At 73.8% G+C, this 14,154-nt stretch carries 14 protein-coding genes; 10 read left to right on the plus strand and 4 right to left on the minus strand.

Going from position 1 to position 14,154, the window contains the following annotated elements; translation table 11 throughout:
- Nucleotides 1-43 precede the first annotated feature (43 nt).
- From OG618_RS29330 to OG618_RS29345, 4 genes are read left to right on the plus strand one after another with little or no spacing between them, the layout of a single operon-like run.
- Nucleotides 44-850: an ABC transporter permease gene (locus OG618_RS29330; protein ID WP_329492337.1), complete on the plus strand. Its 807-nt coding sequence runs from the start codon at nt 44-46 to the stop codon at nt 848-850.
- Nucleotides 847-1,608 (plus strand): ABC transporter ATP-binding protein, encoded by a 762-nt coding sequence (locus OG618_RS29335; protein ID WP_329490571.1) that lies wholly within the window; start codon nt 847-849, stop codon nt 1,606-1,608. The genes OG618_RS29330 and OG618_RS29335 overlap by 4 nt, the downstream gene beginning before the upstream one ends.
- Nucleotides 1,609-1,664: 56 nt before the next feature.
- Nucleotides 1,665-2,570 (plus strand): ABC transporter substrate-binding protein, encoded by a 906-nt coding sequence (locus OG618_RS29340; protein ID WP_329490572.1) that lies wholly within the window; start codon nt 1,665-1,667, stop codon nt 2,568-2,570.
- 4 nt (nt 2,571-2,574) lie between these two features.
- Nucleotides 2,575-3,651, plus strand: a complete 1,077-nt coding sequence (locus OG618_RS29345) for an LLM class flavin-dependent oxidoreductase (RefSeq protein ID WP_329490573.1) — start codon at nt 2,575-2,577, stop codon at nt 3,649-3,651.
- 249 nt (nt 3,652-3,900) lie between these two features.
- Here the strand turns inward: OG618_RS29345 and OG618_RS29350 are convergent, their stop codons facing one another.
- Nucleotides 3,901-4,890 carry an aldo/keto reductase gene (locus OG618_RS29350; protein ID WP_329490574.1) on the minus strand — a complete coding sequence of 330 codons (990 nt, stop codon included), beginning with the start codon at nt 4,888-4,890 and terminating at the stop codon, nt 3,901-3,903.
- A gap of 434 nt (nt 4,891-5,324) precedes the next feature.
- Here OG618_RS29350 and OG618_RS29355 point away from each other — a divergent pair, with 434 nt between their 5' ends.
- From OG618_RS29355 to OG618_RS29370, 4 genes are all read left to right on the plus strand, one after another.
- Nucleotides 5,325-6,344 carry an LLM class flavin-dependent oxidoreductase gene (locus OG618_RS29355; RefSeq protein ID WP_329490575.1) on the plus strand — a complete coding sequence of 340 codons (1,020 nt, stop codon included), beginning with the start codon at nt 5,325-5,327 and terminating at the stop codon, nt 6,342-6,344.
- A gap of 400 nt (nt 6,345-6,744) precedes the next feature.
- A complete protein-coding gene (locus tag OG618_RS29360) occupies nt 6,745-7,365 on the plus strand; it encodes a DUF4865 family protein (protein ID WP_329490576.1) in 621 nt (206 codons plus the stop codon).
- Nucleotides 7,366-7,379: 14 nt separating this feature from the next.
- On the plus strand, nt 7,380-7,796 hold the full coding sequence (locus OG618_RS29365; protein WP_329490577.1) for a carboxymuconolactone decarboxylase family protein: 417 nt from the start codon (nt 7,380-7,382) through the stop codon (nt 7,794-7,796).
- Nucleotides 7,793-8,752, plus strand: a complete 960-nt coding sequence (locus OG618_RS29370) for a phosphotriesterase family protein (protein WP_329490578.1) — start codon at nt 7,793-7,795, stop codon at nt 8,750-8,752. The genes OG618_RS29365 and OG618_RS29370 overlap by 4 nt, the downstream gene beginning before the upstream one ends.
- 575 nt (nt 8,753-9,327) lie before the next feature.
- On the opposite strand, the gene OG618_RS29375 is transcribed toward OG618_RS29370, so the two are convergent.
- The 3 genes from OG618_RS29375 to OG618_RS29385 form a co-directional block, all read right to left on the minus strand.
- Nucleotides 9,328-9,720: a hypothetical protein gene (locus OG618_RS29375; protein WP_329490579.1), complete on the minus strand. Its 393-nt coding sequence runs from the start codon at nt 9,718-9,720 to the stop codon at nt 9,328-9,330.
- Between the two features lie 41 nt (nt 9,721-9,761).
- Nucleotides 9,762-10,859, minus strand: a complete 1,098-nt coding sequence (locus tag OG618_RS29380; RefSeq protein WP_329490580.1) for an FHA domain-containing protein — start codon at nt 10,857-10,859, stop codon at nt 9,762-9,764.
- 161 nt (nt 10,860-11,020) lie between these two features.
- Nucleotides 11,021-11,785 carry an SDR family NAD(P)-dependent oxidoreductase gene (locus OG618_RS29385; protein ID WP_329490581.1) on the minus strand — a complete coding sequence of 255 codons (765 nt, stop codon included), beginning with the start codon at nt 11,783-11,785 and terminating at the stop codon, nt 11,021-11,023.
- A gap of 301 nt (nt 11,786-12,086) precedes the next feature.
- Here OG618_RS29385 and OG618_RS29390 point away from each other — a divergent pair, with 301 nt between their 5' ends.
- A complete protein-coding gene (locus OG618_RS29390; protein ID WP_329490582.1) occupies nt 12,087-12,707 on the plus strand; it encodes a TetR family transcriptional regulator in 621 nt (206 codons plus the stop codon).
- Nucleotides 12,708-12,984: 277 nt separating this feature from the next.
- Complete coding sequence (locus tag OG618_RS29395) at nt 12,985-14,127, plus strand: alpha/beta hydrolase (RefSeq protein ID WP_329490583.1); 1,143 nt, start codon at nt 12,985-12,987, stop codon at nt 14,125-14,127.
- The last annotated feature ends 27 nt before the right edge of the window (nt 14,128-14,154 follow it).

The following is a 14,154-nucleotide window of genomic DNA, read 5'->3' on the forward strand; positions in this document are numbered from 1 at the left end:
CGCCGCCACCGACGACGGCACCGTCGCGGCCCTCGAAGCCGGTCTGGTCGCCCCGCGCACCCGGCTGCCCGCGCCCCGGCCCCGCGCCGTCGCGCTGATCCTGCGCACCATCGGCCCGCTCGCCCTGCTCGGCGGCTGGGCGCTGGCCTCCGCCACCGGGGCGCTCACCCAGGACGTGCTCGCCTCGCCCGCCCAGGTCGCCGACGCGGTCGGCGAGCTCTGGGGCAACGGCCAGCTCACCGACGCGCTCACCGTCTCGCTCACCCGGGCCGGCCTCGGCCTGGTCTTCGGGGCCGGCGCCGGGCTGGTGCTCGGCGTCGTCACCGGGTTCTTCCGGCTGGGCGAGGAGCTGCTGGACTCCGCGGTGCAGGTCCTGCGCACGGTGCCGTTCCTCGCCCTGGTCCCGCTCTTCATGGTCTGGTTCGGCATCACCGAGACGGCGAAGATCGCCCTGATCGGGGTCGCGACCAGCTTCCCGATGTACGTCTCCACCTCCGGGGGCGTGCGCAACACCGACCGCAAGCTGATCGAGGCGATGCGCAGCTTCGGTCTCGGACGCTGGGCGATCGTCCGCACCGTGGTGTTGCCCGGTGCGCTGCCCTCGCTGCTCTCCGGGTTGCGGCTCTCGATGACGCTCAGTGTGATCGCGCTGATCGCCGCCGAGGAGATCAACTCCACCGAGGGCATCGGCTATCTGATGGCCCAGGCGCAGAACTTCTCGCGCACGGACGTCCTCGCCGTCTGCATCCTGATCTACGGGCTGCTCGGCCTCACCGCGGATGGTGTGGTCCGCCTCCTGGAGCGCTTCCTGATGCCCTGGCGCAAGGCCACCCAAGGAGCGGGCCGATGAGCACCCCGACCACCACCGCCACCACCGCGACCCCGACCACCGGCGCCGTCGTGGCCGGGGACGGCGCCCCCGCCGTCCACCTGCGCGGCCTGCGCCGGGTCTTCGGCACCCGGGCCGTCCTCGACGGGGTGGACCTGTCCATCGCCCGGGGCGAGTTCGTCGCCCTGCTCGGCGCCAGCGGAACCGGCAAGACCACCCTGCTGCGGATCCTCGGCGCCCTGGACAGGGCCGACGCCGGTACGGTGCTCGTTCCGCCGGTCCGCACGGTGGTCTTCCAGGAGCCCCGCCTGGTGCCGTCCAAGCGGGTGCTCGCCAACGTCACCGTCGGGCTGCCGCGCGGCGCCGCGACCCGGGAGACCGCCCTGCGGGCACTCGCCGAGGTCGGGCTGGAGAAGCACGCCGACGCCTGGCCGGCCACCCTCTCCGGCGGTGAGGCGCAGCGGGCGGCGCTCGCCCGGGCACTCGTCCGGGAGCCGCAACTCCTCCTCCTGGACGAGCCGTTCGCCGCCCTGGACGCCCTCACCCGGCTACGGATGCAGGACCTGGTCGGTGACCTCGTCCGCCGCCACCGCCCGGCCGTCCTGCTGGTCACCCATGACGTGGAGGAGGCCGTCCGGCTCGCCGACCGGGTCGCCGTCCTGCGGGACGGCAGGCTGGTCCGCGACGAGCGGGTCGCCGTCGAGCGCCCCCGGGACCCGGCCGACCCGGCCTTCGCCGAGCTGCGCCGCCGCCTGCTCGCCGACCTCGGCGTCCACTGACCCCGCGCTCCGCATTCCCCACCCCCCAAGTCCCCGCCAGTACACCGGAGATCACCATGGCCATCACCCTCGGCGTCCACGCCAGCAACCCCTCGCTCTACTACCTCTCCCGGCTGGACCACCTGGCCGAGGAGCTGGCCCCGCTCGGTGAGACCGGCGTCTTCCACCACTACGCCGACGGCACCCGTACGGGCGCCCTGCTGGCCGACGGCACCATCGACTTCGGCGGCACCGGCTCCACCCCGCCGGTCACCGCCCAGGCCGCCGGCCACGACCTGGTGTACGCGGCGGTCTCCGCTCCCCGCCCCGACCACGGTGCGCTGCTGGTGCTCGCCGACGGCCCGGTGGCCTCCGTCGCCGACCTGAGGGGCGGCACCGTCGTGCTGGCCGTCGGCTCCTGGCAGACCCACCTGCTGGCCAAGGCGCTGCACGCCGAGGGCCTCTCCTACGCGACCGACATCACCCCGGTCCGCCCGGCCGCCGACGAGGACCAGGCGCAGCGGCTGCGCGACGGCGAGATCCTCGGCTGGATCGCCCAGGGCGCCGAACTAGCCGCCGCCCGCCGGAGCGGGCGGTTCCGCGAGCTGATCCGCACCGGTGACGTCATCACCGACCGCTCGGTGTTCTTCACCCGCCGGGACTTCGCCACCGAGCGCCCCGAGGTGGTGGCGGCGATCGCGGCCGCGCTGCGCCGGGCCGATGCCTGGGTGGCCGCCCACCCGGCCGAGGCGGCCGCGATCGCCGCCGCCGACCTGGGCGGGGCGGTGGAGGACTGGGAGCAGGCGCTGACCGCCCTGCCGTGGCGGCTGGAGCCCGCCACCGCTGAGTTCGTCGCCGAGCAGCAGGAGGCCGCGGACATCTTCCACGGCGTCGGCTTCATCGACCGCGCGCTGACCGTCGCCGACGCCCATCTGCCCGCGCTGGAGGCCCCGGTGGCCGCCGCACTCGCCAAGGCGGTCTGACCCGATGGCCTCCGAAGTCCTCTGGTACATCATCCCGCGCGAGGGCCACTACCCCTGGGAACCGGCCGGCCGACGCCCGGTCGACCTGCGCTACCTCCAGCAACTCGCGGGCAGCGTCGAGCGCCTGGGCTACACCGGTGCGCTGCTGGCGACCGACCTCTACGACGTCTGGGACCTCGGCAACGCGCTGGCCGCCGCCACCACCCCCGCGTTCAAGCCGCTGCTGGCCGTCCACCCCGGGCTCATCTCGCCCACCCTGCTGGCGAAGATGGCGCTCAGCTTCGACCACCTGCACGGCGGCCGGCTCCGGTTCAACGTCGTGAACGGCTCCACCGCGCAGCTGCGCGAGTACGGCCTGGACGTCGAGCACGACGACCGGTACCGGCTGAGTGCCGAATACTGGTCGATCGTCCGGCGCCTCACCTCCGGTGAGGTCTTCGACCACAAAGGCGAGTTCTACGACCTGAAGAACGCCGGCGCGAGCCTGCGCGAACTCGCTCCCGTCCAGCCGGGCGGCATCCCGCTCTGGTTCGGCGGCAGTTCGGCGGCCGGTATCGAGATGGCCGCCGAGCACGTGGACGTCTACCTGACCTGGGGCGAACCGCCCCAGCAGCTCCGGGAGAAGCTGGACCTGGTCCGCGAGCGCGCCGCCGCGTACGGGCGCACCCTGCGGATCGGCCTGCGGCTGCACCTGATCGTCCGCGACACCGAGGACGAGGCCTGGGCCGCCGCCGACCGGCTGCTCGACGTCACCAGCGAGGCCACCTACGCCCGGCAGCTCGGCGGGGCGACCGGTGAGGACGGTGTCGGCTGGCAGCGCCAGTTCCGCCAGCACGGGGGCCGAGTGCCCGCGCGGGCGAGGGAGTTGGAGAGCCACCCGAACCTGTGGCCCGGGATGAGCCTGTTCCGCCCCGGCCCCGGTACGGCGGTGGTCGGTTCGACCGCCCAGGTGGTCGAGCGTCTCCAGGAGTTCGAATCGCTCGGTGTGGACACCTTCATCCTCTCCGGCAACCCGCTGCTCGAAGAGGCGCACCGGGTCGCCGAGACGGTGCTACCCGCGCTCGGCGTGGGCCGCCGTTAGCGGAGGGGCGAAGGTGCCCGGCAGCACGGGGAACGGCACCGGCGAGGTCAGTGCCAGCTGTCGGGCGAAGCGCGCGAGAGTGCGCAGGAGGAGCGTCCGCACGGGGACTCCAGGGTCTCGAAGGACGTGTGCGGACGGTACAACGCCCGAAGTCCCGGCAGGTCACGCGGTGTCGCCCGAGGAAGCTCGGGGCGGCACTGTACGGACTGCCGGGACTTCGGACCGGCCGGATCAGGCGGCCAGGACGGCTCAGCGGCTGAGCGCGTCGATCTCCGCGAGGTCCTCGGCGGTCAGCGGGCCGCCGTTCAGCGCGTCGATGTTCTGGTCGAGCTGGGCGACGCTGCTCGCGCCGATGATCACCGATGCCACCCGGTCGTCGCGGAGCACCCAGGACAGCGCCAGCTGGGCGAGGGTCTGCCCGCGCCGCTCGGCGACCTTGTTCAGCGAGCGCAGCTGCTCCAGCTTCGGGCCGGTCAGCGCCTCCTTGTTCAGGAACCGCCCGACCGACATCCGCGACCCGGCGGGCACCTCACCAGAGAGGTAGCGGTCCGTCAGCAGCCCCTGGGCGAGCGGGGAGTAGGCGATCAGGCTGGTCCGGGTGTCGCCGACCGCGTCCAGCACCCCCTCCTCCACGGAGCGGTCGAGGATCGAGTAGGCGGACTGGTTCAGCAGGACCGGGGTGCCCAGCTCGCGCAGGATCGCGACGGCCTCCCGGTGCTGCTCGGCCGGGTAGTTGGAGATCCCCGCGTACAGGGCCTTCCCCGAGCGGACGGCCGAGTCCAGCGCGCCCATCGTCTCTTCGAGCGGGGTGTCCGGGTCGTGGCGGTGCGAGTAGAAGACGTCCACGTAGTCCAGGCCCATCCGGCCCAGCGACTGGTCCAGGCTGGCCAGCAGGTACTTGCGGCTGCCGCCGTCGCCGTACGGGCCGGGCCACATGTCCCAGCCCGCCTTGCTGGCGATGAACATCTCGTCCCGGTACGGGCGGAAGTCCTGCGCGAAGAGGTAGCCGAAGTTGCGCTCGGCGCTGCCGTACGGCGGGCCGTAGTTGTTCGCCAGGTCGAAGTGGGTGACGCCCCGGTCGAAGGCGCGGCGCAGCACCGCCCGCTGCACCTCCAGCGGCTGGGCGTCACCGAAGTTGTGCCACAGGCCGAGCGAGACGGCGGGCAGCTGGACGCCACTGCGGCCGGCCCGGCGGTAGGTCATCGAGGCATAGCGGTCATCCGCGGCGAGGTACGTCATGCCGGACATCCTGCCAGGACCGTCGCCCCGATCAAGCTCTTGCCCCGCCCCTGACCGGTGCATATGCTCGCGGTGGATCGTGTGTGTGCGAGGCGAAGGGGAGCCGGTATGACCATCTGCGCAGCTCTCCCGCGCTGTTGTCGCCCCGTCCGCGGCTCGCGCTGACGCCGCCGCCGCCCAAGCTCCTCTCCCGCCCCGCCGCCGCTCCCCTGTGAGCGCGATCGGCCCCTGGGCGCGGGGCCGCCGGGGCCCGGGTGCGCCGCGCCGCCGTTCCCCCCGGGATCCCCGTTCCCCCGGGATCCCCGTTCCCCCGGGATCCCCGTTCCTCCCGGATCCCCGTTTCCCTCCGGATCCCCGGACCTCCCCGGTGGATCCCCGTCGAGCGCCGGCGCACCCCGCCGAGCGACCATCGAACGCCCCACAAGGAGACCGCCATGCGGTTCACCGTCTCGTCCCTCGTCTCCAACGGACCCGACCCCGTCACCGGAGTGCGGCGCACGACCTACGAGAAGCTGCACAACGTCATCGACCAGGCCGTCACCGCCGAACGGCTCGGCTACGACGGCTACGGCGTGGGGGAGCGGCACGGCGAACCGTTCCTCTCCCCGGCGCCCCCCGTGCTGCTCAGCGCCATCGCCGCCCGCACCTCCACGATCCGGCTCTTCACCACCGTCACGGTGCTCAGCATCCTGGACCCGGTCAGGGTCGCGGAGGACTACGCGGTGCTCGACCAACTCTCCGGCGGCCGACTCGAACTGATCATCGGCAAGGGCAACGACCCGCGCCACTTCGACCTGTTCGGGCTGCCGGAGGACCGCCAGTGGGACGCACTGGCCGAGAACTACGGACTGCTGCACCGGCTCTGGCGGGAGGAGAAGGTCAGCTGGGAGGGGAGCACCCGCCCGCCGCTCAGGGAGGTCACCACCTCGCCGCGTCCGTACCAGGACCCGATCCCGGTCTGGCACGGCAGCGCGACCAGCGAACAGTCCACCGACCTCGCCGCCCGCTTCGGCGACCCGCTGTTCTCCGCCAACTCCTTCCATCCGCTGGCCAAGTACAAGGCGCTGGTCGACCACTACCGCGAGCGCTGGGAGCACTACGGCCGCGACCCCAAGGACGCCCGGGTCGGGACGAGCTTCGGCGGCCTGTTCGTCGCCAGGCGCTCGCAGGACGCGATCGAGGGCTTCCGCCCGTACTGGGACGCCCTGCTCGGCTCGGCGGCCGGCAGGCACAACAACTCGCCGTTCGAGTCGCTGGAGGACGCGCTGGAGCGCGGCTCGGCGCTGGTCGGCAGCCCGCAGCAGGTGATCGAGAAGATCCACCGCTATCACGAGGCGTTCGGCAACGAGGTGGTGGGCATCGGCGTGGACGCCCTCACCGAGGAGGTCCAGCACGAGCAGCTGGAGCTGTTCGCCGCCGAGGTCGCCCCGGTGATCCGCCGCGAGCTGCCCTGACCGGCGGCCCCGCGCTCACCGCCGTCACCCGGTGAGGCTCCCGCTTCCCGAGGCTCCGGCAGCCGCCATCGCGGCTCTGTACCTACTGGTATGTACATCAGACGTACCAGTAGGTACAGTCGCCGCATGGCAACGGCAACCCAGGACCGTCTCGTCCAGAGCGTCCAGGAAATCCTCTGGGAGAGCGGCTGCGTCGGCGCCGGCCCCGAGGCGATCCAGCGGCGCGTCGGCGTCGGCCAGGGCGGCTACCCGCTCGCCCGCGCCGCCGGTACGGCCGAGCCGTTCGACCGGGCCGTCCCGGGCGCCCGCGGGCTGCTCGCCGCGTACCGCACCGGCCGAGACCGCCTACCGGCCGAGGTGAGCCGCCCCGCCCTGTCCGAAGCCCCACCAGGAGCCCGACGTGCACGCCATGCAGTACGAGATCACCCTCCCCGCCGACTACGACATGGGGATCATCCACCGGCGGGTCGCCGAGAAGGGCCACCTGCTCGACGCCTACCCCGGCCTCGGCCTCAAGGCGTACCTGGTGCGCGAGCGCGGCCGCGACGACTCGCCCGTCAACCAGTACGCCCCGCTCTACCTCTGGCGGACCGCCGAGGGCATGAACAGCTTCCTCTGGGGCCCGGGCTTCCGGGGCCTGAGCGCCGACTTCGGCCGTCCGGCCGTCCGACACTGGCTCGGCGCCGGTCTGCGCCACGGAGGTCCGCGCCGGGACGGACCGCCGCGCGGCGGTCTGCTGCGCGGCGACGCGGACGGGTCCGCCGGCTTCGCCAGCCGCCACCTCGAACCCCTCCCGGACGGCGCCGACCCGGCCGAGGCCGTCGAGGCCGCCCTCGCGTCCCTGCCCGACCACCCGGCGCTGCACACGGCGGCCGTCGCCGTCGACCCCGACCGCTGGGAACTGCTGCGCATCGCGCTCTGGAGCGGCCCGGTCCCGGAGGACGCCCCGGGCACCCGCTACCGGGTGCTGCACCTGTCGACCCCCGAACTCGACCGGCTGCCCGCCGGCCGCCACTGGTGAAAGGACCACATCCCGTGAACACCGCCGACCTCGTCCCCGCCCCGCTCGACCGCGCCGCCGGCTACGCGCTCCTGGACGAACTCGCCGGGCCGCAGACCCAGGCCGCCACCCTGACCGGCCTGGACGCGCTGGCGCCCGGCTTCGCCGACTGGATCGTCACCAGCCTCTTCGGCGGCACCTACCAGCGGCCCGGGCTGGCGCTGCGCGACCGCCAGGTGGCCAACCTGGCCGCGCTCACCGCCCTCGGCGGGGTGGAGCCGCAGCTCGCCGACCACGTCCGCAACAGCCTGCGGGTCGGGCTGAGCAGAGAGGAGATCACCGAGGTGCTGGTCCACCTCGCGCCCTACGTCGGCGTGCCCAAGGCCCTGGCCGCCCTGCGGGTGGCGAAGACCGCCTTCGCCGAGGCGGAGACCGGGGGCCGGGCCGCGTGAGCGCTTCTGTCGACAGTGCCGCCGAGGTTGCCGCCGGCGCCGGGGGCGGTGCCGTCCGCACCGTTCTGGGTGACCTCGACCCGGCCGAGTTCGGCGTCTGTGACGCCCACGACCACCTGTTCCTGCGCAGCCCCCGGCTGCCCGGCGAGGAACTGGACGACCCGGCGGCCGCCGAGCGGGTGCTGCGCGACTTCGCGGCGGCCGGCGGCCGGGCGATGGTCCAGTGGACCCCGCACGGCATGGGCCGCGGCGCCTTCGCGCTCCCCGGTCTCGCCCGCGCGACCGGCGTCCACCTGGTCGCGGCCACCGGCCTGCACCAGGACGTCCACTACGACCCGCGGTGGCTGGCCGAGCGCTACGAAGGGCTCGCCGAGCTGTTCACCGCCGAGCTGACCACCGGTCTGCGCGCCGCGCCCGCGGGCGTCCGGGCCGGACTGATCAAGGTGGCGGGCGACTACCACGGCCTCGGCCCGCACACCCGCCGGGTGATGGCGGCGGCGGCCGAGGCGCACCACGCCACCGGCGCGCCGATCGCCGTCCACCACGAACTCGGGACCGCCGCCCCGGACGTCCTCGACCTGCTCTGCGGGCAGCACGGCGTGCCGGCCCACCGGGTGATCCTCGGCCACCTCAACCGGTTGCCCGACCTGCGGCTGCACCGGCACCTCGCCGGCTCCGGCGCCTACCTGGCCCTGGACGGTCCCTCCCGGGCCCATCACGCCACCGACCACCACCTGTTCGACACCGTCGCCGCGCTGGTCGAGGCCGGCCACGCCGACCGGCTGCTCCTCGGCGGTGACACCACCACCCGCACCGCCCGGCACAGCCCGGGGCCCACCCACCTGCTCACGGCCGTAGCTCCGCGCCTGGACCGCGAGTTCGGCCCGGACCTGGCCCGACGCCTCCTCGTCACCAACCCCGCCCAGGCTCTGGCCGTCCGCTGGGCGCTCCACTGAGCGCTCTGCGCCGCCGGGCCGCAGTGGCTGCCACCCACCGGGGTGGGGGCGGTCCGAGCCGATGACAGGTGCACCGGCTGTTCCGCGGGCTGCTCACCGACCCGCTGCGTCGCCTGCCCGGCGGGGCCGCTCGACCGGGCCTCGGGTGGGCTGCCCGGCGGGCCGGGCAAACCGATACCGGTCGCGGCGAGCGCGGCGGCCGGCTCGTGGGCGTTCGTCGAGGGCTCGTGCTGCCGGGCCGGTGGGGTCGGCGCGTTCGGCACAGCCGTCCGCAGCGTCGAGCCGTTCCCCGGGGTGGAGTGCGGTCCGAGTAGGCCGGTCAGGGCTGCGGAGAGTGCACTGGTCGTTCCGTCGGCCCTGTGCTGCGGGCCACGCGGCGCCGCGTTGGCGGGCGTCCGCCCGGCCGGGGCCGAGTGCTCGGAGGATCGGCCGGCCCGATGTGCCGAGCCGGTGGGCCGAGGAGGAGAAGGCAGAGAGCGGTTCGGCGGACCGGTACGGGCTGCGCCGTCCCCAGGCCGACCGCTGAGGACCGGGCGGTGCCGCGTTGGCGGGCGGCCGCCCGGCCGGGGCCCGGGTCAGCCGCCGAGTGCCCGGAGGATCGGCTGTCCCAGTGCGCCGAGCCAGCCCGCCAGGGCCGAGAGGGGCCCGAGCAGGCCGGTACCGGCGGCGACGAGTGCACCGGCCGAGCCGAGCAGGCGGGTGATCCTGGTGAGCCGGCCCGCGACCGCCTCGCGGTCCGGCTCCGGTCGCGCGACCTCCGTGTCCAGCGCGTCGAGCTCGGTCCGGACCTCGGGGGCGACCGCCGGTGGCAGCTGCGCCCGCTCGGCGGCGGAGCGGAGTTCGCCGACCAGCGCGCGGACGTCCTGCCCGGCCGCCGTGAAGTGGCCCGTCTGGCCGCCCCGGACCGTCTGGTCACCGGCGACGTTGTTGATCACGCCGCCCTGCTGGTTGCCGATGTTGAAGACCATGGCGTTCCTCCGGGGAGTCGGTCCTTGGACGCTGGGGAGTCTCAGCGGGGCGGTGGCGCCTGGAGCCGCTGCGCTTCCGCCGACTCGAAGCGCCGCCGACGGGAGGTGACCACGATGTGCAGGACGATTCCGACGAGGATCAGAACACTGCCGATCGCGGCCGCCCCGAAGCCGATGGCGCCCACCGGCATACCGCCGATCTCCGGGCCGAGGACATTGGGCACGGTCAGGTCGGGGCTGTCGGTGTTGGCCGCGTCGTTGGTCTCGGCGATGAAGCGGATGATCGCCCAGCCGTAGACCGCGCCGCCGACCACGAAGAGCAGTAAGCCCGCCACCACCAGGTGCCGAGCCCTGGTCCGGGTGGCCGCGATCTCGCGGAAGAAGCTCTCCCGCCGGGCCTGCGTGACGTAGTTGTACTGGTCGCCCGCGACGTTACTGAGGTTGCCCGCCTGCTGCTGCCCCACCTCGAACCGGCGCTCCGCCCCGTACGGCGGTGTCGCCGGGCGGTCGGGCGGCCCGGGCGGTGGCGGCCGTCGGCCCGGCGGGGGCGGCCGCGCCGACGGGTACTGCGGCGGCGGAGGGTACTGCTGTGGTGGGTACTGCTGCTGCGGCGCCGACGGCGGCACGAGCGGACCCCGCAGCCCGCGCGGCTGCTCCTGCGGTTGCCGGTACTCCTGACGTTCCTGGTACTCCTGGCGCTCCGACGGCTCCGGCTGGAGCGGCAGCGCGGCGGTCCGGGTGACATCGGCGGGCCGCTCCGCCGGGCTCTGCGCCGGGTCCCCCGTGCCGGGGCCGGGAAGGATGGCGGTGGCGGCCTCCCACGGGTCCTCGTAGTGCACCTCGAAGGGGCCGAAGTCCAGGACGTCCCCGGCGTGCAGCTCCTCCTGTCCGTGCACCGGGTGGCCGTTGAGCCGGGTGCCGTTGGTGGAGGCCAGGTCCTCGACGGTGGTGTGACCGGCCGACCGCTGCACCACGGCGTGGCGCCGGCTGACGCCGGGCTCGCCCACCCGGATCTGGCAGGTGGCGTCCCGGCCGACGAGCAGCGGCCGGTCGGTCAGTTCGAAGACCTCGCCCCGGAGCCGGCCGGGGGTGTCGACGACGAGACGGGGTAAGGCGTGTTCCCGCGACGGTGAACTCATGGCACGGCCTCCTGCCGGGCGGGCTGCTGAACCACCGGCGGCGGCGACACGGTGCGGCGTCCGTCCGCCGGCTCGGGTGCCCTCACCTCCAGTAAAGGCCACCTCGGCGCCCCGGGACAGCCCCCGGGGCCCACCGGGTCGGCCAGCCGCCCGGTCGGGGGTCACATGTGGGTGCCGCCGTCGATCCGGATCTCGGTGCCGGTGACGAAGGCGCCGTCGTCCGAGGCCAGCATGGCGATCACGCCGGCCACCGTCTCCGGCCCGGCGAAGCCCTGGCCGAGCGCGGGGGAGAGCTTGGCGAGCAGGCTGAAGTCGGCGTCGGCGGGCAGGCCCGGGTTGTTGGTCATGCCGCTGTCGATGCTGCCCGGGGCGACGCAGACCGCGCGCAGTCCCCGCTTGGCGTACTCCGAGGCGATCGCGTGGGTGAACGACTGGATGCCGCCCTTGGTCGCGGCGTAGGCGGCCATGTAGGGGTGCGCGAAGGTCGCGGAGGTGGAGCTGAAGTTCACCACCACGCCCCGCCCGTCGGCGAGCAGGGCCGGCAGCGCCTCGCGGGTCATCAGGAAGGTGCCGGTCAGGTTGACCGCGATCAGCGTGTTCCAGAACTCCAGGCTGGTCTCGTGGGTGTGCGAGGAGCGCAGGATCCCGGCCGCGTTGACCAGGACATCGAGCCCGCCGAGTCCGGCCACCGCCTCGGCCACGCCCGCGCGGACGGCGGCCTCGTCCGAGATGTCCACGACCGAGGTCGTCAGCCGGTCGGCGGTCCCGTCACCGGTCGCCCGGTCCAGGGTGGCCTTCAGGCCGTCCTCGTCGACGTCGACCGCCACGACCCGCCCGCCCTCGGCGAGGATCCGGTGCACGGTGGCCTGGCCGATGCCCGAGCCGCCGCCGGTGATCAGGACGTTCCGCCCGCTGAAGCGCTCCATGGTGGTTCTCCGTTCGTTCGTGGTCTCGCGACCTCGAACGACACGGTACGCCGAAGTGGCACATCGTGCCAATAAGTCGCGCCGGGCCAAAGTGGCATGATGTGCCACGCGGATTCGGTTGGACGGTCATACCGCTGACGACCGCCCGGCGCGGAACGCCGCCGAGGCACGCCGCGCCACCCGGGCGTGTCACGCCACTCCGGCACAACACGCCATCCCGGCACAACACGCCATCCCGGCACAACACGCCATCCCGGCACGTCGCGCCACCGCGTGCGTCGGTCCGCGTACGCTGAGTGCTGTGATCGGACGCCCCACCCTGAACCAGCGCCGCCGTGACACCACCCGGCTGGAGATCGCCCGTACCGCCGCCGCGCTCTTCGCCGAGCGCGGGGCCGAGGCGACCACCGCCGAGGAGATCGCGCTCGCCTCCGGCATCTCGGTGCGCACCTTCTACCGCTACTTCTCCGTGAAGGAGGACGCCGTCGCCCCGCTGCTGGCGGCCGGCGGCCGGCGGTGGGTGCTGCTCTTCGCGGAGAGCTCGGCGGATCTGCCGGTCCGCGAGGCGCTGGAGCGTTCGGCGGTCGAGTCGCTGACGCCCACCGACACCCCGGGCGTGGAGGCCATGCACTGGACCCGCGACCTGCTTCGCGACCCCCGTCTCGACTCGGTCTGGCAGCGCGTGCACGCCGATTCGGAGGAGCGGCTGCGCGCGGTGCTCACCGCCCGCTGCCCCCGGGGTACCGACGAGCTGGAGATCCGGCTCGCGGCCGCCGCCGCGACCACCGCCATCCGGGTGGCCCTGGAGGAGTGGGCCTTCTCCGACGCCCCCGCCGCCGGGCCCGGCTCGCCCCAGGAGCTGGGCGCCCGGTGCATGCGCGAACTGACCGCCGGTCTGCGCCTCTGGAGCAGCGTCAGCTGACGCGACCTCAGCCCGGCCCGCCCGTCACACTGCCCGTCACACTGCCCGTCACTCCGCTCGTGCCAGCCCGCTCTCCCGCGGTCCCGGCACCGCCCCGGCCCGCCGTACCCGCTGGTCGGCGGGTCCACGGGGGCCCGGCGGGCCGCTAGGGTTGTTGATCGCGCCTCGGTGGTGGCTTCCGTGGTGGACGGGGGAACCGGGGCGGCCGTTCCGGTTGTCCTGACAGTTGTCCTGACGACGGGGGCGGGGGAGTTCGAGGCGTGGGAGCAAGTAGGACATGGGTCTGACGAGCCACAAGGTGCTGGCGCTGACCGTATTGATCGCCGTCGTGATGATGGCCGGCACGGTCTGGCTGTGGCCGAGACTGTCGAAGACGACCTGGCAGGCGGTGCTCGGCCGGATCGGCGCACTGCTCGCCACCCAGCTCACCGTGCTCGCCGCACTGGGCCTGGTGGCCAACAACTACTTCGCCTTCTACAGCAGCTGGGACGACCTGCTCGGCACCGGCGGCAACGGCCCGGTCGTCATCCAGAACAAGGCGGACGCGTCCGGCCGCCTGCAGGTGGAGACCATCGGGCACGCGTCCGTCAAGGGCGGCGGGGCGCTGGGTCGCGACCCGAAGCAGTCCGGTGAGATCCGCGAGGTCCGGATCGACGGTGCCGCCACACGGCTCTCCACCGAGGGGTACGTCTACCTGCCGCCGCAGTACTTCCAGCCGGAGTACGCGCAGAAGCAGTTCCCGGCGGTGATCGTGAGCACCGGCTTCCCCGGCATCGCGAAGAACCTGGTGACCCGGCTGAACTACCCGGGCGCGGCGCTCAAGCTGCTCCAGGAGGGTCGGATGCAGCCGACCGTGATGGTGCTGATGCGCCCCTCGCCCGCACTCCCGCAGGACACCGAGTGCGAGGACATCCCGGGCGGCGCGCAGTCGGAGACGTACTTCACCAAGGACGTCCCGGCCGCGATCCAGGCGACCTACCGGGTCTCCTCGGACCCGCGGGCCTGGGGATTCATGGGCAACTCGACCGGCGGCTACTGCGCCCTCAAGCTCGCCATGCGGCACCCGGAGGTCTTCCCGACCGCCGTCTCGCTCTCCGGCTACTACCAGGCCGCCGACGACCCGACGACCGGGGACCTCTTCAAGGGCAGCCAGCAGCGTCGCAACGAGGCCGACCTGATGTGGCGGCTGAAGAACCTGCCGCAGCCCGAGGTGTCCGTCCTGCTGGCCGGGACCAGGGAGGGCGACGGCGACTACCGCCGGGACACCGAGGCCTTCGTGGCCGCCGCGCACGCGCCCATGAAGGTCTCCTACAGCATGATGAGGACCGGCGGCCACAACTTCGAGACCTGGAGCAGGTTGCTGCCGTCCTCGCTGGAGTGGCTCTCCCAGCGCCTCAGTGTGCCGGACCGCGCGGTCTGACCCCTGACCCGGACGGGCGCGGGGCGC

The sequence above is a fragment of the Kitasatospora sp. NBC_01246 genome, assembly GCF_036226505.1.
In the GTDB taxonomy this organism is placed as follows: domain Bacteria; phylum Actinomycetota; class Actinomycetes; order Streptomycetales; family Streptomycetaceae; genus Kitasatospora.